Annotated in this window: 17 protein-coding genes; 12 read left to right on the top strand and 5 right to left on the bottom strand. The window is 40.9% G+C overall.

From position 1 onward, the window contains the following. The first annotated feature begins 1 nt into the window (after position 1). From H8796_RS00960 to H8796_RS00970, 3 genes are read left to right on the top strand one after another with little or no spacing between them, the layout of a single operon-like run. The gene (locus H8796_RS00960; protein ID WP_117936237.1) at positions 2-1,750 is read left to right on the top strand and encodes a hypothetical protein; all 1,749 of its coding nucleotides are present in this window, start codon (positions 2-4) and stop codon (positions 1,748-1,750) included. A 6-nt stretch (positions 1,751-1,756) separates the two neighbouring features. Continuing rightward, complete coding sequence (locus H8796_RS00965; RefSeq protein WP_117936239.1) at positions 1,757-2,533, top strand: DUF5040 domain-containing protein; 777 nt, start codon at positions 1,757-1,759, stop codon at positions 2,531-2,533. 2 nt (positions 2,534-2,535) lie between these two features. Next, a complete protein-coding gene (locus H8796_RS00970; protein WP_117936241.1) occupies positions 2,536-3,921 on the top strand; it encodes an alpha-L-fucosidase in 1,386 nt (461 codons plus the stop codon). 125 nt (positions 3,922-4,046) lie between these two features. Here the strand turns inward: H8796_RS00970 and H8796_RS00975 are convergent, their stop codons facing one another. After that, on the bottom strand, positions 4,047-8,090 hold the full coding sequence (locus H8796_RS00975; protein WP_117936243.1) for a response regulator: 4,044 nt from the start codon (positions 8,088-8,090) through the stop codon (positions 4,047-4,049). 151 nt (positions 8,091-8,241) lie between these two features. Between H8796_RS00975 and H8796_RS00980 the strand changes: the two genes are divergently transcribed. The 4 genes from H8796_RS00980 to H8796_RS00995 all read left to right on the top strand — a co-directional run bounded on the left by H8796_RS00980 (position 8,242) and on the right by H8796_RS00995 (position 13,123). Continuing rightward, positions 8,242-10,656, top strand: coding sequence for a TonB-dependent receptor domain-containing protein (locus tag H8796_RS00980; RefSeq protein WP_117936245.1), 2,415 nt, complete (start codon positions 8,242-8,244; stop codon positions 10,654-10,656). Positions 10,657-10,691: 35 nt separating this feature from the next. Next, entirely contained in the window at positions 10,692-11,537 is an 846-nt protein-coding gene (locus tag H8796_RS00985) for a DUF1080 domain-containing protein (protein WP_117936247.1), read from the top strand. Positions 11,538-11,693: 156 nt separating this feature from the next. Continuing rightward, complete coding sequence (locus H8796_RS00990) at positions 11,694-12,188, top strand: hypothetical protein (RefSeq protein ID WP_008999018.1); 495 nt, start codon at positions 11,694-11,696, stop codon at positions 12,186-12,188. A gap of 89 nt (positions 12,189-12,277) precedes the next feature. Then, positions 12,278-13,123: a hypothetical protein gene (locus H8796_RS00995; protein ID WP_117936249.1), complete on the top strand. Its 846-nt coding sequence runs from the start codon at positions 12,278-12,280 to the stop codon at positions 13,121-13,123. Between the two features lie 43 nt (positions 13,124-13,166). Here the strand turns inward: H8796_RS00995 and H8796_RS01000 are convergent, their stop codons facing one another. From H8796_RS01000 to H8796_RS01010, 3 genes are read right to left on the bottom strand one after another with little or no spacing between them, the layout of a single operon-like run. Continuing rightward, entirely contained in the window at positions 13,167-14,528 is a 1,362-nt protein-coding gene (locus H8796_RS01000; RefSeq protein WP_117936251.1) for an efflux transporter outer membrane subunit, read from the bottom strand. Between the two features lie 12 nt (positions 14,529-14,540). Beyond that, positions 14,541-17,684 carry an efflux RND transporter permease subunit gene (locus tag H8796_RS01005; protein ID WP_117936253.1) on the bottom strand — a complete coding sequence of 1,048 codons (3,144 nt, stop codon included), beginning with the start codon at positions 17,682-17,684 and terminating at the stop codon, positions 14,541-14,543. 9 nt (positions 17,685-17,693) lie between these two features. Next, positions 17,694-18,797: an efflux RND transporter periplasmic adaptor subunit gene (locus H8796_RS01010; protein WP_008999022.1), complete on the bottom strand. Its 1,104-nt coding sequence runs from the start codon at positions 18,795-18,797 to the stop codon at positions 17,694-17,696. 230 nt (positions 18,798-19,027) lie between these two features. On the opposite strand from H8796_RS01010, the gene H8796_RS01015 reads away from it, so the two are divergent. Then, entirely contained in the window at positions 19,028-20,035 is a 1,008-nt protein-coding gene (locus H8796_RS01015; RefSeq protein WP_117936255.1) for a sensor histidine kinase, read from the top strand. Then, on the top strand, positions 20,032-20,739 hold the full coding sequence (locus H8796_RS01020; protein WP_008999024.1) for a LytTR family DNA-binding domain-containing protein: 708 nt from the start codon (positions 20,032-20,034) through the stop codon (positions 20,737-20,739). Before H8796_RS01015 ends, H8796_RS01020 begins: the two co-directional genes overlap by 4 nt. 31 nt (positions 20,740-20,770) lie before the next feature. On the opposite strand, the gene H8796_RS01025 is transcribed toward H8796_RS01020, so the two are convergent. Beyond that, the gene (locus tag H8796_RS01025) at positions 20,771-21,391 is read right to left on the bottom strand and encodes a hypothetical protein (protein ID WP_117936257.1); all 621 of its coding nucleotides are present in this window, start codon (positions 21,389-21,391) and stop codon (positions 20,771-20,773) included. 196 nt (positions 21,392-21,587) lie between these two features. Between H8796_RS01025 and H8796_RS01030 the strand changes: the two genes are divergently transcribed. The 3 genes from H8796_RS01030 to H8796_RS01040 are packed head-to-tail and all read left to right on the top strand — an operon-like array spanning position 21,588 to position 23,633. After that, positions 21,588-22,004, top strand: a complete 417-nt coding sequence (locus tag H8796_RS01030; RefSeq protein WP_117936259.1) for a DUF3788 domain-containing protein — start codon at positions 21,588-21,590, stop codon at positions 22,002-22,004. Continuing rightward, positions 22,001-23,131: a GyrI-like domain-containing protein gene (locus H8796_RS01035; RefSeq protein ID WP_117936261.1), complete on the top strand. Its 1,131-nt coding sequence runs from the start codon at positions 22,001-22,003 to the stop codon at positions 23,129-23,131. The genes H8796_RS01030 and H8796_RS01035 overlap by 4 nt, the downstream gene beginning before the upstream one ends. A 31-nt stretch (positions 23,132-23,162) precedes the next feature. After that, positions 23,163-23,633, top strand: coding sequence for a GyrI-like domain-containing protein (locus H8796_RS01040; protein ID WP_117936263.1), 471 nt, complete (start codon positions 23,163-23,165; stop codon positions 23,631-23,633). The last annotated feature ends 72 nt before the right edge of the window (positions 23,634-23,705 follow it).

The following is a 23,705-nucleotide window of genomic DNA, read 5'->3' on the forward strand; positions in this document are numbered from 1 at the left end:
CATGAGAAAACACCTATTTCCGGTCCTTTTGCTAGCCAACACACTGTGGAGTTGCTTGTTTGCTCAAGCTCCCATCATCATGGATATGGTTCACCATAATCCAGGTGAGGCTTTCACAAACACATGGTTCAACGAACCCCAAAATCTAGCACAGTATGGTTTTAACGCCCAAGTAGTTAATGAATTCCAATCAGTGCATACTGCTATAACATATAGCAGTTTAAATCCGAAAATATGCCCTATCGGTTCTAAAGAACGTCAATGGAGCGACTCTGTTGCCGCACGTATAGAAAATAAAATTGAAGCTATCCATGAAGCAGGATTGGAAGCATACTACTTTACTGATATTATCGTACTTCCCAAACATCTGGTAGAAATTTATAAAAATGAGATTTGTGATACATCAGGACGCATTGATTTCACTCGTCCTAAAACACAAGAGATACACCGAATCATGCTTCGAGAAATATTTGAACGTTTTCCAAAACTTGACGGTTTGGTTATTCGTGTAGGAGAAACTTACCTACAAAACACACCCTATCATACAGGTAATGGTCCCATACCCAGAAACGAAAAATCCTGGGAGCATAATTCCACTTATAAAACAGATGGAGGAGAAAAGATACACCGCAACTTAATGAACCTATTGAGAGAAGAAGTATGCATACATCAAAATAAAAAAGTATTCTACCGTACATGGGATTTTGGCTATTTTCATATCAATCCTCAATACTATCTTTCTGTGACAAATGGTGTTGAGCCTCATCCCAACCTATATCTATGTATAAAACACGTACAAGGAGATTATCATCGTACTTATAAATTCAATCCAACATTAGGAATAGGTAAACACAAACAAATTGTAGAAATTGAGTGCCAACGTGAATATGAAGGTAAAGGAGCATACCCCAATTATATTGCAGATGGCGTACTGAATGGATTTGAGGAATTGAAATCAGACTCTCAACCTTACTGTTTGAACCAATTAAAATCAAATTCTAATTTTGCAGGTATCTGGACGTGGTCAAGAGGAGGAGGTTGGAGAGGTCCCTACATTAAAAATGAATTATGGTGCGACGTCAACGTGGCAATACTTGCTAATTGGGCAAACCATATGTCATTACCGGAAAAAGATTTATTCAAAGAATACGCCATAGTCAATGGATTCAAGGGAAAAGATGTAGAACGTTTCCACCGTCTCTCTCTTTTGTCCGCTGACGCTATTGTCAGAGGGAGAGCTTCTTTAGTCTTACCTATCAATGTATGGTGGACAAGAGATCAATTCATCGGAGGAGAAAAGGAATTAAAGCAGAATCTCAAAACAATTATAGAACAAGACCTGACTCACAAAGTTTTATTGGAAAAATCTCAAAGTGTTACTATCTGGAAAGAGATTGTTTCACTTGCTAATAAAATACAAACAGGTAATCTGGAACTAAGACGTTACTTACAAACTTCTGCTGAATACGGATTCCTTTTATATTCGATATATGAACAAGGATGGATTATCATGCTCAAGGGTTACGAAGGAGACATGAGCGGACAGTACGACACAAAGAGTATTTGCAAAGCCATCGACAATTATGATCGGTTATGGAAAGAATATAAACTATTTGCAGAAACGCATCCGGATTGTGCTACGCTCTATGAACCTTATAGTTTTGATTTCAACAATCCTCCACTTTATCACGATTTAAAGCAAGGTTTAAATCCTACCGTAGATAAATACAGAACTATAGATAAACCATAAAAAAATATGAAAAAGACATTTCTAGCCGTATTGTTATTCCATATTTTCATTGGAATAGCAATAGCACAGAGCTCATCAAAATCAACAGAATACAAAATCTTATTGACGGGAGCTTCATTCGCTTCTCCGCAAAACGGATGGTTTGAAATTGGTTGCCGTAAACTGAATGCACAAGCCATTAACCGGGCTATAGGCGGGGAAGCCATAGCAAACACTGCCAACCGAATGGCGGATGGTACTCTTTACTCCAAAGAAGAATTGGAAGAAATTGATGCATTAGTCATTATGCAAGTGCATAATAAAGATGTGTATGAAGAACTTCAGTTAAAAGACAAATACACAAATTACGAAGTTCCGTTTGATCGTAGCAATTATGCGGCCGCCTATGATTATGTCATCAAACGCTATATTACAGAATGTTATGAATTACGCAACGACACTACATCTAAATACTATAATACTCCTTATGGTAAGCCTGCAATTATTGTATTATGTACTCACTGGCATGATTGCCGTACCGTTTATAATGCAAGCATTAGAAAGCTTGCTGCTAAATGGGGACTTCCTTTAATTGAATTTGATAAATATATCGGATTTTCAAAAAATGTATTGCATCCTGTCACCCAAAAGCCATTCAGCCAACTATATTCCACGGATATCCAAGTGACAGAAGGTATAGCCTATGGACATCATCCCATACGGGGAGAACACTCATATATGCAGCAACGAATGGCAGCTATTTTCGTTGATTCAATGAACAAAATATTACCTATAAAACAATAAATATGAAAAGAGTTATTATATACACCTTCCTTTTTCTATCTCTCATTTGTCAGAAAATGAATGCCACTCCCCCTTCACAAAGGCAGTCTGATTCTCCCATAAATAAAACAGAACGTATGTCTTGGTGGACGCATGACAGATTCGGTCTATTTATCCACTGGGGGCTTTATGCCATGCCTGCCCGTCACGAATGGGTAAAGAGTAGAGAAAAAATGTCCGATGAACATTATAACCGATACAAAGACTTATTTAATCCCGATTTATACAATCCGGAAGAATGGGCACATATGGCAAAATCAGCCGGGGTTAAATATATGGTTTTCACCACTAAGCATCATGATGGATTTTGCATGTGGGACAGCAAATATACTGATTACAAAATAACCAATACACCTTATAAAAAGGATATTCTAAAACCACTGGTTAATGCTTTCCGTAACGAAGGCATACGCATAGGATTTTATTATTCACTACTGGATTGGCATCATCCTGATTTTACCATCGACCGTAATCATCCACAAATGCCGCAAAATCCTGAATTATTGAAAGAACTGAATAAAAACCGTAATATGGCAAATTACCGGGAATATATGAAAAATCAATTAACCGAATTGCTCACCGAATTCGGACAAATTGATGAACTTTTCATGGATTATACCTATGCTGAAGGAGAAAATGGTAAAAACAGCAAAGACTGGGATGCAGAAGGCATTATCAAATTAGCACGAAAATTACAGCCACAAATCATTATAAACAATCGACTCGGATTAGCAGAAAACAATCAAGGATGGGATTACATCACCCCAGAACAATTTATGCCACAACAATGGCCTACCATAAATAACCTACGAGTTCCTTGGGAAACCTGCCAAACTTTTTCCGGTTCATGGGGTTATAACCGTGATGAATACAGTTGGAAAAGTGTACATCAACTAATTGTAATGTTAGCTGAAACTGTAAGTAAAGGAGGAAACCTACTATTGAATGTTGGACCAACAGCAAGAGGTGTTTTTGATGAACGCGCAATAGAACGTTTAAATGGCTTGGCACATTGGATGCGCTTTCACAGTAATTCTATTTATGGATGTACTGCCGCCCCATCAGAGTACTCTTGCCCTAACAATTGCATTCTCACATATAACCCTAGTACTAAACGGCTATACATACATGTTTTAGAATGGCCATTTAAATCCTTATATTTAAAACAATACAAAGGAAAAATCAAATATGCTCAATTATTGAATGACAATTCAGAGCTAAAATTTCGAACAGAAACCCAAAAGGGAAGCCACATGACAGAGAACACAGGAGCTGATGACATCATCATTACTTTACCAGTAGAACGTCCTAACGTCGAAGTACCTGTTATAGAACTCGTACTGGAATAAGCTAAATGATATGATTTACCATTAATTCTTTCCCAAGAGTCCTTATCCATTATAAATATGATTGGATAAGGAAATTCCTGCCTCCAAATAGGAGGAATCTTGTTCGTGGATGATAAAGTTATAATCTAAATCACCACCTGCGCATGCTCCCTTCTGTATTCTGTCGGAGTACAATTATACTTCTTCGAGAATGCCCTATAAAAAGTGGAACGGTTGGTAAAACCGGATTGGAAAACGACCTCATCAATAGTGAGTTTCGTTTTCAGCAATAAATCCGTCGCTTTTGCCAACCGGCAATCACAGATTAAATCAGTTAGAGTCACACCTTCAATTTCTTCCAATTTACGATAGAAAGAGCGAATACCGATGTTCATTTTCTCTGCAATCGTATGAGCCGTCAATTCCTTATTACTAATATTTTTATTGATAATCCGTAGAATCTCATTCACGAATTTCCGATGCTCTTTATGAGACAGTTTACCATCTTTCAAGGTATATGAGCTTAAAGGAGATGAGAAATATTCTTTCAGGCTCTCTTTTCTCTCTAACAAACGTCGAACAGAAGATTTTAAATAATCGACGTCGAAAGGTTTAGTTATATAAATTTCCGCACCTGCGTCCAGTCCTTCTGTTTGTATTCCGACATCCCGCTTTGCGGACAAGAATATAAAAGGAATATGAGCTGTAGCCTCATCCGACTTCACTTCCCGCGAAAAGGCCAATCCATCTATGCCTGGCATAACCACATCACTAATGATAATGTCCGGATAGACGTCTTTCAATATTTTCAATGCTTCCACAGAATTGGTTGCCGTCAACACATTATAATCATCCTTAAATATGTCAACGATCAGCCATTGGATCTCTATTTCATCATCCACTATGAGAATAGTCGGCTTTAATTCATCCATATTGTTTGGAGGAATTGACAAAGCAGAATGATAATCTAATCTGTAGTCGGGCAAGGAGATCGGTTCTCCTTTATCAGCTGCCATTACACACGATTCAAGAGATGGTAACTGCACCCGAAAGTGTGTCCAATCATCCGGAATACTTTCCACTTTGATACTGCCACCCAACAGATGAACCATATTATGAGAAATGGCAAGACCCAATCCGTTTCGCGACCAAAAGTGATCGTTCTTTTCAAAATGCTGCAAGATACGATAACGGTCAAACAAAGTTGAAATATCTTTTTCGGCTATTCCTTTCCCTGTATTGGAAACGATGATCCACAAGTTGTCCTGATCCATTCCAATCTTTATTCTTACTATCTTCTCATTCCCTGCATATTTGAAAGCATTCGACAGGAGATTAGAAAGAATCGTCACTATAAAATCCTTGTCCGAGTTCCACTTTAGAAAAGGAGAGATATCTTTTTCTAAGAAAATCTTATGTGATTCTGCCATGTCCGTAAATGACTCCACCAGTTTATTGGCTATAGCCGTTATATCCACAGGGACGATGACCGGCTTTTTGTATCCGGATTCTATTCTGTTAAACTCAATCAAATCCTGAATCAGAGAATTCAACCTTTCAGCATTTTGCCTGATTACAGATGTATATCTTTTAGCAGATTCGGTAAGCCCTTTTTGCTCCATAAGCCGGTTGCACGGTCCGTAAATAAGCGTTAGCGGTGTGCAGAACTCATGCGATATATTAGTAAAGAACTGAAGTTTAGATTCATATATCTCCTCCTTATGCTTTTGTTCTATCTTCTGTAGCTGCTCCCTCTTCTTTTTTTTCTGATGAGCCATCCACATCCTGACTATGAACAATATGCCAGCCAATGCAAACAAAAGATAGGCACCATAAGCCCAATGAGATGCATACCAGGGCGGAAGTACTTTGATATCCATTTTACAGATATAACTTTCTTTCCTTAATGCCTTATTATAATACTTCACATACAGTCTGTAATTACCGGGATGGAGGTCAGCAAATGATATGACGTTGGAGTTTCCATTGTATGTCCATCCTTTCCCCTCACCGTCCAACTTGTAATAGTAAGAATGACTATTCCCATTCAAATGATCGATAGCTGCAAAAGAAAGAGTGAAAAAATTCTGTTCATGGGATAATTCCAGAAAAGTATTATTTCCTTCTTGCGAAAGAAATTTCTCTACCGGAAACTGCTGTTCCCGTATAGTTATTGCCTTAAAATAGATTAGCGGCATATAATGTTGTCCCTCATCAAAGTAATTCCTCTCAACGGTAACAAAACCATTGGTGCCTCCAAAATAAAGAATCCCATTCTTTGCATCTCTGAAAGAAGCTCCTTCATTAAATTCCAGTACCGAAAGTCCGTCATGGTGGTCATAGCTCCTGATAGACTCTGTATCCGTGTTGTATGAAATCAATCCGCGATTGGTGCTCAACCAATAGTCAGAATAGGAGTCAAAAAGAATGCCATATACACTATTGGAAAAAAGATCACCCGCTTCATTCAATACCTTATAACCCGTAGGATTATATTTCACAAGACCAAAATTAGTTCCAAGCAGATAATTCCCATGATAATCTTTCTGCATTACATTGGTTTCATTGATTGCATATCCTTCCAAACGGATATTCTTTAATTTCGAAGTTTTTACATGTAATTTATAAACCCCTTCTCCCCTATTCATGCACCATAATACGGAATCCCCCTCCGGATAAATATCCTGAAAACAATTCGCGAACCTATCCCCATCTTTCACAGAGAACTGCTTGATAACCGTAAGTAAAGGTGTACCATTCCGCCATTCAATATGCGCCTTTATAATTCCCATCCCCATCGTAGAAACCCACAATAGCGAATCCTTTTCATAAATGTCCGATATAAATTCAATCTCTTTCCCACCACTCGACAAGGGAACAGGAAAAACACGATTCCTCTCACTATCAAAATAGGTAAGCCCTTTTTCACTCCCAATCCAAAGATTCCCCTGCCTGCTTTCGTCCAAAGAAAGAATAACATTATCTCGCAACTGACTATTACCGGCAGTTAACAATTTCAGTTCATGGTCTTCTACTTTCTTATCCACCTGAAAATTATCTATCTGTAGAATTCCTTCTCCTCTGGTACCTAACCATAATGTATTCTTTTTATCTACCCATAAAGCACTTACAGACTGATGTAAATCAGGTATAAAGTCACTCAAGTGAAAAGATTGAATGGAATACATATCATTTGAATAAAGATATATGCCATGCCCTAAAGTACCAATCCATACCAAATCCTGATATTTATCCTTATAGATGCAACTGATTCCTCCCGGCACATTCACTTCCTCAAGAACATACCCCCGGTCATTCTTCCTCAATAAAGACAACCCTTTCGTCTTAAATCCTATAAAATAATCATGATGAAACTTGATTAATGAACTGATTTCGTCTTTTCCTGCTATATGTTTTGTTAAGTCGCAAACGAGAAGCAGTTTTTGAGTCGATGTGTCAAACTCATACAGTGTATATGTATCATCCACAAAATAAAAAACAGAACTATCATCACTTATTCCATACCTAATACCTGCCGAATGCTTATATCCGGCGGAAGGTTCCAGTTTTATCGTCCCCTGCCGACTAATCTGTATAGAAAAACAAAGAGCGACACCATTCTTCTGGAATATCCACAACTTTCCTGCATTGTCAGTAAAAAAGGCGACAATATCATTCGCTCTTAAACCAGGAACAAATACCTGTTCGAAACGTTCCTGATCCTTCAACTTATAATAAATGCAATAATTCCCCTGTATCAGATAGATATTGCCATAGCAGTCCTTGTTCAAAAAAGAAATCCGGTTGAACATATCAAAGGATTCTATTGCCGACGATTCAAGATTTATTTTATGTAACCCATGATAGGTTTGGAGCCATAACAGGCTATCATTCACTTGCATGATTTTATGAATGTTGCTGCCTGTGAAGAAATTCTCGTTATGTTCCGGACCATATTTCATCACACGTTTGCCGTCATACATATCGAGTCCCCGGTTTGTACCGATCCAAATCAATCCTTTCTCATCCTGATGGATAGAAGAAATGATACCACTGGAAAGATTCTCCGAATTATTAATCTTCCGCAGGTTGAAAGCTTTTGCAGATACGGCAACCTGCAAAAGAAATAGAGAAAGTAGCAAACAAGCAACCGTTTTCTCTCTGTTATCTATACCGCATAATGAAATCATGGACAAATATAGACTTATTTCTCCTCATAGTTATGTCTCACAGTGACAAATGTATCTCTCTGTGTGACACAGGTATCATATTTTAAAGGTGCTATTCTCCGGATATAAAGTGTCTGAATACCTTTGCCTCATCACATTTAAAACATTTATCATGAAAAGTACATTCACTCTCATCTTCTTTATGTTCTGTTTCCATTCTTTTATGGCAACAGCTTCACAAATCAAAGGAAACATTCGCGAAAAAGGAACGGGAAACCCGATAGAATTTGCCGACGTCATATTGTTGAAAGAAGGAACAGTCACGGTATCCCATGTTCTCACAGAATCCAATGGGCATTTCCTGTTACCCGACATCGGAGCCGGAAAGTATTCTTTAATGGTAAGACTTCTCGGATATGATGTTTACACCCAAGATTCAATCATCAGCCGTTCCTCTTCCGCTCCTGCACTGGATTTGGGAATCATAGAATTGCAACCTTTAGAGATCGGTATCACCGAAGTGGTGATAGAAGGAACTAAAAGACAGGTCGTTTACAAATTAGATAAAAAGATCATTGATGCATCCAATGCACTGATGAGCAGCGGCGGAACAGCAGTCGATATTCTGGAAAACACTCCTGCCATCCGGGTGGATGCAGACGGAGAAGTGACATTCAGGGGAAGCAGTGGTTTCAAGGTATATATCGACGGAAAACCAAGCTTCTATTCGGGAAGCCAGGCACTACAACAGATACCCGCCGGACAAATAGAAAACATCGAAATTATAACGACTCCTTCTGCACGTTACAACACAGACGGAGAAGTCGGCATGATTAATATCATCACCAAGAAAAACAAGCAACAGGGTATCAATGGCATGATAAATGTATATGGCAGTACAGCTCTTTCCAACGGCGTCGACTTCCTGTTATCCCAACAACACAACAAATTGCAATGGCATCTTGCCGGACACTGGAACCAGCCCATACGTGAGAGCGACTTCGAACAGAGAAAAACAACCATTGTCGATCACATAACCACCACTTCCACATCCATCGGTCCCAGAAAAGGAAAAAATTATCACTATGGTTTACGGGGAGGAATTGATTATTCTTTCTCTCCCCGGACATCAGTCAATGCAGAACTGCAAATCGTTTATGATAAGTTCACCCGGGAAGGAGACTTGGATTATACAGAAACACATACGGATGGCAATGGTACATCTACTCCGCACAATAACAATAGCCGGGATGATTTCGACCTACATTCAACAGTTAATATCGGAAAAGCCGGATTTTCGCATAAGTTCAACGACAACGGACATACACTTACCGGAAGTTTCATGGCAGGTTTTGAACAAGATCCTCTCGAGTATTTCCAGAGTGATCTTTTCGACAAACAAGGGCAACGTCAACAAGGCCATCGTGCCTGGGAAGATGAAATACGCCGGACCATACAATGTGATCTTATTTACAATTACCCTTATAGCAAAACCGGACTCTTGGAAAGTGGTTATCAATATCACTCTTACCTGGAGGATGGTGATTACAGCATGCAATTCTGGAATCCGGCGAAAGAAGAGTTCTATTGGCGTGAAGACATCTACAACACATTTTATTTCCAACGCGGAATCCATTCGGTTTATCTGATGGGAAGCGATAGCTACAAAGCGTTCGACATACAGGCAGGTTTAAGGGGAGAACATACCCATCAAGTACTGCGAAGTTCTATCGAAGGAGCCAATCGCACGGTAAACCGTTTCGAAGTATTCCCCTCCATACACGTCGGTTATACATTACCTCACGAACAGAAACTGACATTTGCCTACTCGTATCGTACCAATCGTCCGGAACTCTTTTACATGGAGCCTTATATCACTTACCGTGATTATTATACGGCCGAAATAGGAAATCCCGACATACGTCCCGAATATATACATTCCTACGAACTGAATTACAAAAAGAATATCGGTGAACAAGTATTGCAATCCAGTCTGTTTTACCGGTCGCGCAAAGATAAGATTGAACGCTTGCGAGTGCCCTACGAAGCAGGAGTTACATTAGATTCGATGGCCAATGTAGGAAACGATCACGCTTTAGGCATGGAATTGAGTGGACAATTCATCGTAAATAAATGGTGGAACCTGAACGTAAACGGAAATGTGTACTATTATAAGGTAGTAAACAATATCAATTCCGGAGGAAAAGAAGAAACCAGCACTAATTATGATATTACCGTGAATAATCTTCTCCGTATTTGCAAAAATACCCGTATTCAGCTGGATGGAAACTTTGTAGGTCCTTCAGTAACAACACAAGGCCGCTCGGACTCTTTCTGGTTCGTCAATCTGGCTATTCGCCAGCAATGGTTTGGCTCTAATCTGCAGTCCACCTTGTCCTTCCGGGATATATTTAATTCCGCCCGTTATAAGAATGACATCACCACTCCCAATCTGGAATCGGTCACACATATACGACCGAAATTCCCGGTTATCACTCTATCTATTAGCTACACCTTTAATCATTTCAAACGGAGTTCACAAAATTCACGGGATAACCGGGACTTATTTGAAGGAGTCAATCACTAAAAAAGCTATATTTACAGCCATTAAACTGTTTAATTATGAAACAACTATATAAATTATCCCTCCTGGTCCTGGCTTTATTCACAGGGATATCCTGTCATAACAGATCCTCATCAAGGAACCAACCCGAAGCCTCCAATAAAATAGGACCGGAATTTGAAGATATAAAGAAAGCAATTATCAATCTTTCCGACTTTCCCGCAGATCAGGAAGGTTTCATTCATTTATTTGATGGCAGTTCTCTAAAAGGGTGGCGCGGCTATGGAAAAGACCATTTACCGGAGAAGTGGTCTGTAGAAAACGGTGTGCTCCATCTTAACAGTTCAGCAGCCGGAGAGGGAGGAGATCTTATTTTCGCTTCTCCTTTCAAAGATTTTGAATTGGAACTGGAGTGGAAGATTTCCAAAGGAGGTAACTCCGGCATTTTTTACCTCACACGTGAAATAACAACAAGAGACATGAACGGGAAAAATCGGTTAGAGCCGATTTATATATCCGCACTTGAATATCAGATACTGGACGACGAACATAATCCGGATGCCAAATTGGGAAAGGTCAATAGCCGGATATCCGGTTCACTTTATGACATTATCCCCGCCATTCCGCAGATAGCCAAGCCTTTTGGAAAGTGGAATAAAACAAAAATTAGAGTCAGGCAGGGGCACGTCATCCATGAATTAAATGGGACCAAAGTCATGGAATGTCAGCTTTGGACACCCGAATGGAAAGAAAGGCTCCAAAACAGTAAATTCAGTGAAACCAAATGGCCGTTGGCTTTTGAGTTACTGAACAACAGAGAAGAAAAAGCGAAAGAGGGATATATCGGATTGCAGGATCATGGTCATGACGTATGGTTTCGTAATATCAAGATAAAAAGAAATTAGATTAGCAAAAGAAGTATGCAATAAAGGCATTTTTAATGCGGGAAGCATTAGAAAAGTTAGGAAAATCCCTATATGTAATTAGGGAGAATCACTCGTATAGGAAGTTTTCTTACTTTACATTTGTAACATCAAGAAAACACATAAACTATACTTAATATGAAAAAGAATCCAACCTTTTTGCTTTTGCTGCTGACAATACTATTCAGTAGTTGCTATACGTCTGCAATCAGTTATAATAACTTGAATCGTATAGAACGGGGAATGTTTCCTAAAGATGTGATAGCTATTTTGGGTGAACCCATTTATCGAAGTTTTGATGATAAAAGCGAAATACTTGAGTTTCGTTCTTCCGAATATCCTCCAGCCAGAGTTGTAAGAATCAGGTTTGTGGATAATAAGGTGGTAGAGATGGAGAGTTATCTGGACAGATATGATAATTGCCGTGACGAAAACAAGACGAGCAAAGAAAAGAAGGAAGACAAATCTTCTGAAAAGGAGACAAGTTCCAAGGTCCGGGTTTCAACAGACGGAAAACACTTCGTACAGATGGGCTCAATCTTAGTCACTCCAGAGGGGAAACATGAAATAATAGTAAGTAATAGCGGAGGATTAATTATCACTGCATCGGGTGAACATATACATACATTCTAGTATACAGCATAAGACTTGAACTGAAAAGTGCTTTTTTGTTTATAAATAGAATGTATTTGTTTACATTTGCATAATTAATACACTCACACATGGCAACTTACACTCATTTCGCAAAACAACCCGATGTCTTGAAACATCTGATACTCTGTAAAGTACTCAAGAATGAAACTCCGCAAGTATATGTAGAGACCAATTCGGCATGTGCCATCTATCCGATGACACAAACCCCGGAGCAACAATATGGCATCTATCATTTCCTGGAGAAAGCAGACGAGGTCCCATCTCTAAAAGATTCTGTATATTACCAACTGGAAAGCGGAGAGATGGCAAAAGGGAATTATTTAGGTTCACCTGCCTTGGCTATGAATGTATTAGGGAAGCAAGCAAAAAGGTTTGTATTCTTTGATTTAGAAAAGAGTGCACTGGAGAATGTGGGTACCTATGCCCAACAAATCGGATTAAGTCCATTTGTAGAGATATATCATGCCGACTCTTCAAGAGGTACCATAGAGCTATTGCCCTCACTTCCCACATCCTCTTTCATCCATATCGATCCTTACGAAATAGACAAGAAAGGAAATTCTGGAGTAACCTATCTCGATGTCCTGATACAGGCTACTCTATTAGGAATGAAGTGTTTATTATGGTATGGATTCATGACCGGAGATGATAAAGCATCTTTGGACAACTATATTACATCCAGTCTGGAAAAGGCCGGCATCAAAGATTACACAGGTGTAGAGCTTACCATGAATTCAATAAGGAAAGACAGTGTATTATGTAATCCCGGCATTTTGGGAAGTGGTATTCTGGCGACCAATTTATCCCAAACCTCCACAGATATAATCCTTGATTACAGTAATCAACTGGTTGATATATACAAAGATGCTAAATACAAAGATTATGATGGGAGTTTATATATTCAGCATCTTTGATATCAACTTATTAACAATTTTATTTTAATCCATCTACTATCAATCAGTATCCTCCTCCCAATGCATGATAAAGATTAATAACTCCCTGTATTTCATCAAAACGATTGGAAGCGACGGATAATTCCGCCTGCAACAGAGTCTGACGGGCAGTAAGTACTTCCAGGTAGTTTTGCGAACTGTGCCGCATCAACAGTTCGGAACTACGCACCGCGGACTGAAGCGAAGTGACCTGCTGTTTGGAGAGTGCCAAACGGCCTTGCGCCTTCTGCCATTGCACCAACGCATCGTTTACTTCCGTTCCTGCATCAAGCAAACTTTGGCGGAAGGTGAGTAACGCCTCTTCCTGTTGTGCTTTCGCTATTTTCAGATTAGCAATATTCTGCCCGCGATTGAAAAGTGGCTGAACCAATGAGCCGACAGCGGAAAGCAACCACTGTCCGGGATTGGTTATAGCGCCACCTGCCGAGTTTGTCCATCCTGCGGAACCACTCAACGTGATAGAGGGATAAAAAGCAGAACGTGCCTGATTCGTTGCATAAAAAGCCCCAGCCAGTTCAGCTTCCTTTTGACGAATATCCGGACGACGGTGCAACAGTTGCAACGGCACTCCGGTTGAAAGGGATTCCGGGAAACGCTGGTTGTCAAGTGTAGAACGTGTTATCAGCTGCGGAGCCATACCCAACAGGGCGGAAAGAGAATTCTCCATTTCACTGATTTGCTGTTCAATAGAAAGTACGGAGGCATCTACCGATAGCTTGCTCGCTTCTGTTTGGGCAACAGCCATTTCCGTCGTTTGTCCGGCTCTTTTCAATGCTTTCATTGCACGCAGGTTCTCATCCCATGTTTCAGCCGTGCGACGGGTGATATCCAGTTGCTTATCAAGCATCAATAAGGTGTAGTAACTATTGGCAATCGTTGCTACCAGTTGTGTCTGTACCGCTTGCCTATAGGCTTCACTCTGTTCGAGGGCGGCTTTGGCTCCTCGTTTGGCATTGGTCAACTTTCCGAAAATATCCAGTTCCCAGTCTGCCGATGCTGCCATATCATAGGTCTTGGAAGTTTTCGAACCATCCACGCCACTCAATGTTCCTTGCGGAGTGAGCGATACAGAAGGCAGATAAGCCAACTTGGAAGAAAGCAGTAATGCTTCCGCTTCTTTCACTTTCAAACGGGCGATATTCAAATCGGTATTATTCGCAATACCCGTTTCAATCAGTTGCTGCAGTTGCGGGTCAGTAAATAACTCCTTCCACGAAAGGGAAGCAATGGAAACGGTATCCGCTGCAACCACCGGCTGCCGGTAAAGACTGTCGGTGACCGTCATATCCGGACGTTCATAAGTCCGGTACACATGACAACCGCTCAATCCGGCCGACAGGAATAAACATATTATTATCTTTTTCATACACTTCAACAATTAAAGATTCTCCAACTCTGCCGGTTTACGTGCCGGCATCAGTTTTTCCTGAAGATACTGGAATACGATAAACAATACAGGTACGATAAACAACAGAGCAACCGTACCGATCAACATTCCACCTACGGTTCCTACACCGATGGAAATATTACCGTTCGCTCCTACTCCCGATGCAAACATCATCGGTAACATACCAAATATCATCGTAAGAGAGGTCATCAGGATTGGACGCAGACGGACTTGCGCAGCCGAAACAGCCGCTTGTGTGATTGTCATTCCCTGACGACGGCGTTCGGAAGCATATTCCGTAAGCAGAATAGCTGTCTTCGACAACAAGCCGATTAGCATAATCAAACCTGTCTGTAAATAGATATTATTCTCCAGCCCGAACATCTTGGCAAAAAGGAAACTTCCGGCAAGTCCGAATGGTACAGAAAGAATCACCGCAATCGGAATGAACAAACTTTCGTAGAGCGCACAAAGAATAAGATAGATAAAAACTACACAGATGATAAATACCAGTGTTGTGGTATTCCCTGTGGAGGATTCTTCACGTGACATACCACCGAACTCAAAGCCATAACCTGCCGGTAATACCTGTTCCGCAACCTCACGTACCACCTGAATAGCTTGTCCGGAACTGTAACCATCTGCCGGAGCACCATTGACGGAGATGGCAGAGAACAGATTGAAACGCGTCAGCGACTCTGCACCGTAGACTCGTGTCAAAGTGAGATACTGACTGACAGGAGACATCTCTCCGTCGGAATTGCGGACAAACATATTATTCAATGCTTCGGTATCCAGACGGAATTCCGGTGAAGCCTGCACCATTACACGGTAAAGTTTGGAGAAACGGTTCATATTGGATGCATAGTTACCACCGATATAGCCGGACAAAGTACTCAATACATCCGAAGGTGACACTCCATTCCGCTTACAAAGGGCGGCATCCACTTCTACCAGATATTGAGGGTATTTTGTATCGAACGAAGTAGAGGCACGTCCGATTTCAGGCCGGGCATTCAACGCGTCAATCATCTGACGGGTGTATTTCAGCAGATCTTCTACCGAACCGCCTTTCTGGTCCTGGATATAAATCTCAAAACCACTACTTACCCCATACCCGGGAATCATCGGTTGTGCAAAGGCCATAATCTGTGCAGAAGAAATATCATCCGTACGCCGGTAAATCTCGTTAATAACAGCATTGATACCGTCTTCCTTTTCCGTACGTTCATCCCACGGTTTCAGACGAACGATAAACATACCGTTTGATGCTCCCTGACCGCTTATCATACCGTTACCCGTCACTTTAGAGAACATTCTGATTTGTGGTATGTCATGGATACGCTTATCTATTTCATCCATTACGATCTTGGTTTCTTCCAGACTGTTTCCGGGTGAAGTACGCACGTCTACAAAGATAGTTCCCATATCCTCTTGAGGAACCAATCCGGTCTTGGTGGTTTTCATCAGAAGGAACAATCCTGCACAAGCGACTAACAGCAATGCTCCCGCCAGCCATTTACGTTTCAACATGAAAAATACACCACTCTTATATTTCAGAACTAACCGATGAAAAGCACTATCAAATGCCATGTGGAAACGGGATGAGAAACTCAACTTCTCCCCTTTAGCAGCCTCCATGTGTGGTGTCATTATCAGTGCGCAGAGAGCGGGACTTAAAGTTAATGCGTTAATTAGAGATATTGCTACGGCAACAGCCATGGTCAGTCCAAACTGGGTGTAGAACGTTCCGGTAGTTCCTCCCATAAAACATACGGGAATAAATACCGCCATGAAGACAAAGGTGGTAGTTACCAATGCCGAAGTGATGCCACCCATAGCATCAATGGTGGCCCGGTAAGCAGATTTATATCCCTCGTCGAACTTTGCCTGCACCGCCTCCACCACAACAATAGCATCATCCACCACCGTTCCGATAACCAACACCAGTGCAAACAATGTCAACATATTCAGACTGAAACCTGCGGCATAGAGAAAAGCAAAAGTACCCACAAGGGAAACGATGATAGAAATGGCCGGAATAAACGTAGACCGCAAACTTTGCAGGAAAACGTAAACCACAAGTACCACTAACAGAATGGCTTCAATCAAGGTTTTTATCACATTTTTAATGGATGCATCCAAAAACTCTTTCGAACTCATCAGGTCTACCAGCTCCATCCCTTTAGGCAATCCTTGAGCAATTTCTGCTGTCACCTTATCTATTTCCTTAATAATCTCATTGGCGTTCGAACCGGAAGTCTGCGCAATCATACAGTTGGAACCGGGATGCCCGTTCACTTCACCGATGTATGTATAAGAGCTGGCACCTAATTCAATACGTGCCACATCTTTCAGTCGTAGCACCTCTCCTCCTGCCTGCGAACGGATCACCAGATTGCCATAATCCTTTTCTTCTTCATAACGTCCGCGATATTTCAGTACATACTGAAAAGTATTCTTCGATTCGGCGCCAAGCGTTCCCGTAGGGGCTTCCAGATTCTGTTCGTCAAGTACCGTCGTGATGTCAGACGGAACCAAACCATATTTGGCCATCTTAGCCGGATCGAGCCAGATACGCAACGAATAGTCGGCTCCCATCACATTCACCTCACCCACACCGGCAATACGTGAAAGACGGGGTTCGATATTGATCTTCAGATAGTTATTCAGAAAACTTTCATCGAACGTGTTATCGGGGCTATACAATGCCAATGCTTTGATATTACTTGTCTGGCGCTTGCGGACAGTGATACCGCTACGGGTGACTTCTGCCGGTAATAATCCTTGTGCCGTAGCAATACGGTTCTGCACGTTAACTGTCGCCATATCGGGGTCAGTCCCCTGACGGAAGTAAATGGTTATTCTCGCTGAACCATTATTGGTAGAGGAAGAGGTCATGTACATCATATTCTCTACTCCATTGAGCGCTTCTTCCAATGGCACGACTACACTCTTCTGTACTGTTTCCGCATTAGCACCGGTATAGGTAGCGGAAACGCTGACGGTAGGAGGTGCAATTTCAGGAAACTGTTCAACGGGAAGCTGCGAGAGTCCTATCAATCCGATGATAAGAAAAACAACCGAAATTACTCCTGCGAGAATAGGCCGGTCTATAAATGTTCTGATTTTCATAACGTCATCTTATTCTTTAGTCGGATCACTCTTGATTACTGTTCCCTCACGCACCAGTCCGGCACCTTCGGCTATAATAACATCACCCGGCGCAAGTCCTGTTTCGACGATATATTCAGTACCGTTATTCAACCGGAACACTTCTACCGGAGTTGATTTCGCTTTGCCGTCGACTACTTTATATACAAATATGCGATTCTGTAATTCGTAAGTAGCCGCTTGCGGAATGATGATACATCCTTCTTTGATAGTAGGAACTACTACTTTACCACTTCCACCGTTACGCAAGAACTGGTCGGGGTTGGCAAAAACAGCCCGCAACCCAACAGCACCGGTTCCTTCATCCACCGTACCGCTAATAGCGTCTACCTTTCCGGTATGAGAATAGGTTTTTCCATTACTCATAGTCAGTTCCACTTCGTCCATGTTTTCTATCGCTTTTTTAAGTGAGCCATACTGTTGCACAAAGTCGAGTATCTGATTCTCCGTCATGGAGAAATAGGCATATACTTCGCTGTCGTCCGAAACAGTGACTAGCGGTTCGGTGATACTGCTGCTCACCAACGCCCCTACCCGATAAGGAATCATGCTGGCTACTCCGTTCACCGGACTTTTCACTTCGGTATAAGAAAGGTCATTGCGCGCATTCACTTCCTGTGCTTTAGCCTGTGCCAATGCCGCTTCTGCTGCCGCTTGTTCATTGCGGGCTGTTTGCAAATCGAACTCGGACACAATCTGTTCTTTGTAAAGTTCAGCTTTGCTATCCGCTGTCAATTTAGCAGTGGCAAGTTTGGCTTCCGCGCTTTTTACATTAGCCACTGCTGTTTCCAACGCTGCTTTATAAGGAACCTGGTCGATAATGAAAAGTGTCTGTCCTTTATGAACGGGATCTCCTTCATTGATACATATCCCAGTGATTATGCCACTCACCTGCGGACGAATTTCAACATACTGCCGCCCTCGTAGCGTAGCTGTATAATCGGATTTCAAAATCTGGTTACTTTGTGTTACGGTAAGTGTTTTGTACGTGGCATCTGCCTCTTTCTGTTGCGAACCTCCACAAGCGCATAACAGAGGCAAACAAACTAAGGCAAAAATGATTAGTTGTTTCATTGTAGCTATATTTAAATGATTGTTAATGATTTATAACCCATTATTCCATAAAAAACACGACTGACCAAATCTAAGAATTATCAAACAATAAAATAAGAATGTAGTGACGAACGGCAAGAATATGATGACGAACGACAAAAGGGAATGCTTGGGGTTTCAGAACAATCTTTTATCTTTGCAAAGAAGTGAGAAAATATACTTCCGGGAGTTAAACGAGCAATGAGAAGAATATGAAACGTACTAATATACCTGTTTACATCGACTTGCTTTTCTGTCTGGTAATCATGCCGCCCATCATCATGTTAGTGCCGGTAGACAAATGGATTGTACACCACACGGTCTTTATGCTGACCCTGATTGTCTATCTCTACGGTCTGTACTTCATCTACCGTAAAGTGAAACTACCGATGCTTTTCATGCAACGGAAGTTCGGACATATCTTATTGCTCATGTTATCGCTTATCTTTATCACATGGTTGCTAACCCACTTTCCATACCCACCGGAACCCAACAATATAGACCCGATGATGCATAAAGCCCGGCAACACATGCGGGCGCAAACTGTGTGGTTCTTTTTCCTGGTAGTGACGGGGTTCAGTCTTTCCATAGAACTGATCTTTGAACTTTTCCGGCAAATTCTTTCCAAACAGGAGATTGAAGCGGAAAAAAACAAGGCGGAACTGGCTCTCTACAAAGCACAAATCAATCCGCACTTCCTTTTCAATACATTGAACGCTCTCTACGGACTGGTACTTACGAAGTCGGATAAAACAGAATCCGCCTTTATCAAGTTTTCCAATATCCTGAAATATATGTATGCCCAGACTACTTCAGATCTGATTTCCATAAGCAACGAAGTAGAATATATACGCCAATATGTTGATTTGCAATCTTTGCGTTTAAACAAGCATACGAAAGTGGTATTTGAAACCGAGATGGATGACGAACAGATACAGATACCTCCGATGATTCTCATTACTTTTGTCGAGAACAGTTTCAAATACGGCGTTTCGTCCGACACGGACTGTACAATTTTTATTCGTATCATCGTAAAGGAAGGGCAGCTTATCTTCGAAACCGAGAATATGATTATGAAGGAGAACCATCAAAATCCTCATGCCATCGGAATAGACAATTGCCGTAAACGGCTGGAACTTCTTTATCCCAACCGCTTTGTATTGCTTACAAAAGAAGAAAACGGATGCTTCAAAACCTATCTTAACATTCAACTACGATGAAAAAGTTGACTTGTATCGCTATTGACGACGAACCGATTGCATTGCTCATCATCAGCCAGTTTTGCGAACGAAAAGGCGGACTGGAACTTACTACTTTCAGCGAACCGCTGACCGGGCTGAAAGAAATAGCCCGGTGCAAACCTGATCTGGTCTTTCTGGATATTGAAATGAACAGCATCAGCGGACTGGATATTGCCCATGCACTTCCTCCCGAGAGTTGTCTCATCTTTACGACAGCCCATGCACAGTATGCACTGGACGGCTTCGACCTCGATGCCGTGGATTTCCTGCATAAACCCTTCGCTTACGAACGATTTGAAAAGGCAGTGGAGAAAGCGATTGTCTTTATCGAAGCACGCCAGAACAAACTGCCGGAAAACATCATAATCAAACAAGAATACAATAATATATCTATTCCTATCTCCGATATTCTTTATATCGAAGCAATGGAGAATTATACGAAAATATTCCGTATAAACGGCAACTATATATTATCGCGCACAAGTTTGAAAAGTATTCAGGAGATGTTACCCGAAAAGGCTTTTCTACGTACGCACCGCTCGTATATCATTCCGATTAATAAAGTGGAACGATTTTCTAAACGGGAAATAAACCTGACCGGATGCCGGATTGTAATCCCCATAGGAAGACAATACGCAGAAAATGTCTATGCTACATTGACGGCCAGGAATATGACACTATAAACAAGTATACAGAATACCGGAGCTTTTTAAATTAGCTCCCGGCCTTCTGGGTATAAATTAATTTATCTCTTTGGCTGATTGTCCACAAGCCATCTATCAGTCGTACATTTTTCGTATCATCGTCCTCCACGTTCCATGCATAACCTCCTGAAGGCAGTCCACGTCTTTCCAATATTTCATTGGGCTGATTATTGGAAAAGAAAAGTTCCAACTGTGTAGAATCGGGACTAAAAACAATGAAAGCAGAAGCGTCGCTACCATCCACCGCCTCTGTACGAATCCCTTTCTCGAACAAGCGGATACAGTCTTTTTGCACTTCACACCATACGTATCCGGCAGAACCGATACAACCATGTTCATCCCGGTCACCTCCCACAAGCGGAGATTGCGGATACTGAACTAATTTGGTAGCCGGCATCCCCGGTGTATATTTTCCTGTATAAAACACTTCCAGCGTATCATTCAGAAGTAAACCGTTGACTTCTTCTTTATTCGCATCCATCGTACTGAATGAAAGGGTATCATTCTTATCGGTAACAATCGTTACCGTATTCATGGTTGCATCACTTACAATTCCTTTAGAACTGCTCACTTTCGACGAGCAACCTGCCATGAGGCACAGAGTGCCTACCGCTAATAGCATTGTTTTCATTTTCTTTAAATTTTGCTTTGTTTTAAATTAATGCAAAGATAAAGGTTATACATCAATATCCCGCTTCTACAAAATAAATTAATTTCGGGACAGTTTGTTCAGTTGCACTGCCTAAAATGCCTATATTGGACAACGATCTATTAGAAATTCAGTCTACCTTTGTGATGTAGATAATCAAAAGTAAATACGGAATGCCATGAAAGAAACTTTTCAAATCCCAACTCCCGAAACTCTGGAAGCCTTGACAGGTAAGGAACTTTATGATCTATGGACTTCACTTCACCAACTTATCAAACAGAAGTACAATATGGAACAAATGTGGAATCATGGAGGGAAAAAATGGACCTATGAATACAAATATCGCAGAGGCGGAAAAACTCTGTGTGCCCTATACGCCAAAGAGCAAACGATTGGGTTCATGGTTATCTTAGGTAAAGATGAACGCACTAAATTCGAATCCATGCGAGAAATGTTCTCCAATGTGGCTCAAAAGATATATGATGAGACGACTACCTTCCATGATGGGAAGTGGCTTATGTTCGAATTAAAAGATACTTCTTTATTTAATGATATAGAGCGGCTCCTATCTATCAAACGAAAACCCAACCGATGATTGAATCAGAAATAAATAAGAGGTATTGTCAAAGTTGCGGGATGCCTCTCCGCTTTGATGTAGAGAAATATCTGGGTACTAACTCCGACGGTTCGCGAAGTGATGAATATTGCTATTACTGTCTGAAAGACGGAAAATATATCGTCGACATTCCAATGTCGGAAATGATTAATATCTGGATAAAATACACCGACAAGTACAATGAATATGCAGATACTGCCTATTCGCCGGAAGAACTTAGGCACATACTCAACGAACGGTTACCCCATCTGAAACGGTGGAAACAAAAGTTGGAAACCTGTAATATCCATCACCAGAAAATTCAGGATATAATCGTTTATATCAATAATCATTTATTCGAGACTTTGGATACAGACATGCTTAGCACGATAAGCGGACTTTCCAAATATCACTTCAGAAGAGTGTTTCAAACTGTTGCCGGAGAAAATATCGGAAGCTACATACAGCGTTTACGTCTCGAACATATAGCACATTTGTTAGTATCCACCGAGTTTACATTAAATCAGATTTCGGAACAGACAAACTATCAGACCAAATTTAGTCTAGCCAAAGCCTTCAAAAAACATTTTGGCGTATCGAGCTCTCAATATAGAGAGAAGTACAAGCCGATGTATGATGAGCAACATGCGGTTATCACTCCTGAAATCCGGTCGATTCTGCCAATGAAAGTATTTTGTATCGAGGTTGGTGAAAAATACAAAGATGAGCTCCGATACAAATTAATATGGAACAGACTGACCAATTACGCCAAGCAGCATAATGAAGAAAAGTTGAATTATAAGTTTGTTAGCCTTAGTATGGATGACCCGTCCATAACTCCCACGAATAAATGCCGCTTCTATCTCGGGGTGACAATTGATGACACTGAAAATGATTCGCAACCGGGAGTGATGGAAGTTCCCGGTGGACGTTATGCTGTATTCAGACATATTGGAGACTACTCTTTGTTGCATAAGTTCTACCGGACTATTTATGAAGAGTGGTTTCCGGAAAGTAAATATCGCCCTCAAAGTACCTTTAGCTTTGAGATGTATATGAACCGTCCCACCTCTACTCTTAGAACAGAATTAATGACCGACATTTATATTCCGGTCACAAAGAAATAAGAAATTATCAACACTCTAAAAACAATGTATTATGGGAAAGATTTCAGAAATCATGCTATTGAAACAACCGGAACAATCCGCTTTGGCTGTTGAAGTACACACGGATATGAATGGAATGCCGGAGGCTATCGGGAAGAACTTCGTAAAAATAGACTCTTTATTTAAGGCACAAGGCGAAGTCACTACTGATATTCCTTACGTTGAGTATCCCGACTTTGAGAGCCTGACTGAACACAATATAAAAATGATTATTGGTCTAAAATCGTCCAGAGAGTTACAGGGTGAAGGGGCTATACGATCTATTACGATACCGGAAAGAAAAATAGTTTCCTGTCTGCATAGAGGAACTTACAATGAACTGGCTGTCCTGTACAATGAAATGATGGAATGGATAAAAAACAACGGTTACAAACCTTCGGGAACATCCATAGAATATTATTACAGCAATCCCAACGTACCCGAAGAAGAACAGGTGACGAGAATAGAAATGCCACTATTATGAATATTTACTTCATCTAGTTATTTCTTTCCTTACTATCAATAACTATCGAATATACATTCCAGTTTTCGTTCA

Origin of the sequence: Bacteroides sp. M10, assembly GCF_014334015.1 — a bacterium.
Lineage (GTDB): Bacteria > Bacteroidota > Bacteroidia > Bacteroidales > Bacteroidaceae > Bacteroides > Bacteroides intestinigallinarum.

Excerpts from the sequence above, each read along its gene's own strand:
- H8796_RS00985 (WP_117936247.1), top strand. The coding sequence starts at position 10,692 with ATGAAACAACTATATAAATTATCCCTCCTGGTCCTGGCTTTATTCACA.
- H8796_RS00965 (WP_117936239.1), top strand. The coding sequence starts at position 1,757 with ATGAAAAAGACATTTCTAGCCGTATTGTTATTCCATATTTTCATTGGA.
- H8796_RS00990 (WP_008999018.1), top strand. The coding sequence starts at position 11,694 with ATGAAAAAGAATCCAACCTTTTTGCTTTTGCTGCTGACAATACTATTC.
- H8796_RS00980 (WP_117936245.1), top strand. The coding sequence starts at position 8,242 with ATGAAAAGTACATTCACTCTCATCTTCTTTATGTTCTGTTTCCATTCT.
- H8796_RS00960 (WP_117936237.1), top strand. The coding sequence starts at position 2 with ATGAGAAAACACCTATTTCCGGTCCTTTTGCTAGCCAACACACTGTGG.
- H8796_RS01040 (WP_117936263.1), top strand. The coding sequence starts at position 23,163 with ATGGGAAAGATTTCAGAAATCATGCTATTGAAACAACCGGAACAATCC.
- H8796_RS01025 (WP_117936257.1), bottom strand. The coding sequence starts at position 21,391 with ATGAAAACAATGCTATTAGCGGTAGGCACTCTGTGCCTCATGGCAGGT.
- H8796_RS00995 (WP_117936249.1), top strand. The coding sequence starts at position 12,278 with ATGGCAACTTACACTCATTTCGCAAAACAACCCGATGTCTTGAAACAT.
- H8796_RS01015 (WP_117936255.1), top strand. The coding sequence starts at position 19,028 with ATGAAACGTACTAATATACCTGTTTACATCGACTTGCTTTTCTGTCTG.
- H8796_RS00970 (WP_117936241.1), top strand. The coding sequence starts at position 2,536 with ATGAAAAGAGTTATTATATACACCTTCCTTTTTCTATCTCTCATTTGT.
- H8796_RS01035 (WP_117936261.1), top strand. The coding sequence starts at position 22,001 with ATGATTGAATCAGAAATAAATAAGAGGTATTGTCAAAGTTGCGGGATG.
- H8796_RS01000 (WP_117936251.1), bottom strand. The coding sequence starts at position 14,528 with ATGAAAAAGATAATAATATGTTTATTCCTGTCGGCCGGATTGAGCGGT.
- H8796_RS01030 (WP_117936259.1), top strand. The coding sequence starts at position 21,588 with ATGAAAGAAACTTTTCAAATCCCAACTCCCGAAACTCTGGAAGCCTTG.
- H8796_RS01005 (WP_117936253.1), bottom strand. The coding sequence starts at position 17,684 with ATGAAAATCAGAACATTTATAGACCGGCCTATTCTCGCAGGAGTAATT.
- H8796_RS00975 (WP_117936243.1), bottom strand. The coding sequence starts at position 8,090 with ATGATTTCATTATGCGGTATAGATAACAGAGAGAAAACGGTTGCTTGT.
- H8796_RS01010 (WP_008999022.1), bottom strand. The coding sequence starts at position 18,797 with ATGAAACAACTAATCATTTTTGCCTTAGTTTGTTTGCCTCTGTTATGC.
- H8796_RS01020 (WP_008999024.1), top strand. The coding sequence starts at position 20,032 with ATGAAAAAGTTGACTTGTATCGCTATTGACGACGAACCGATTGCATTG.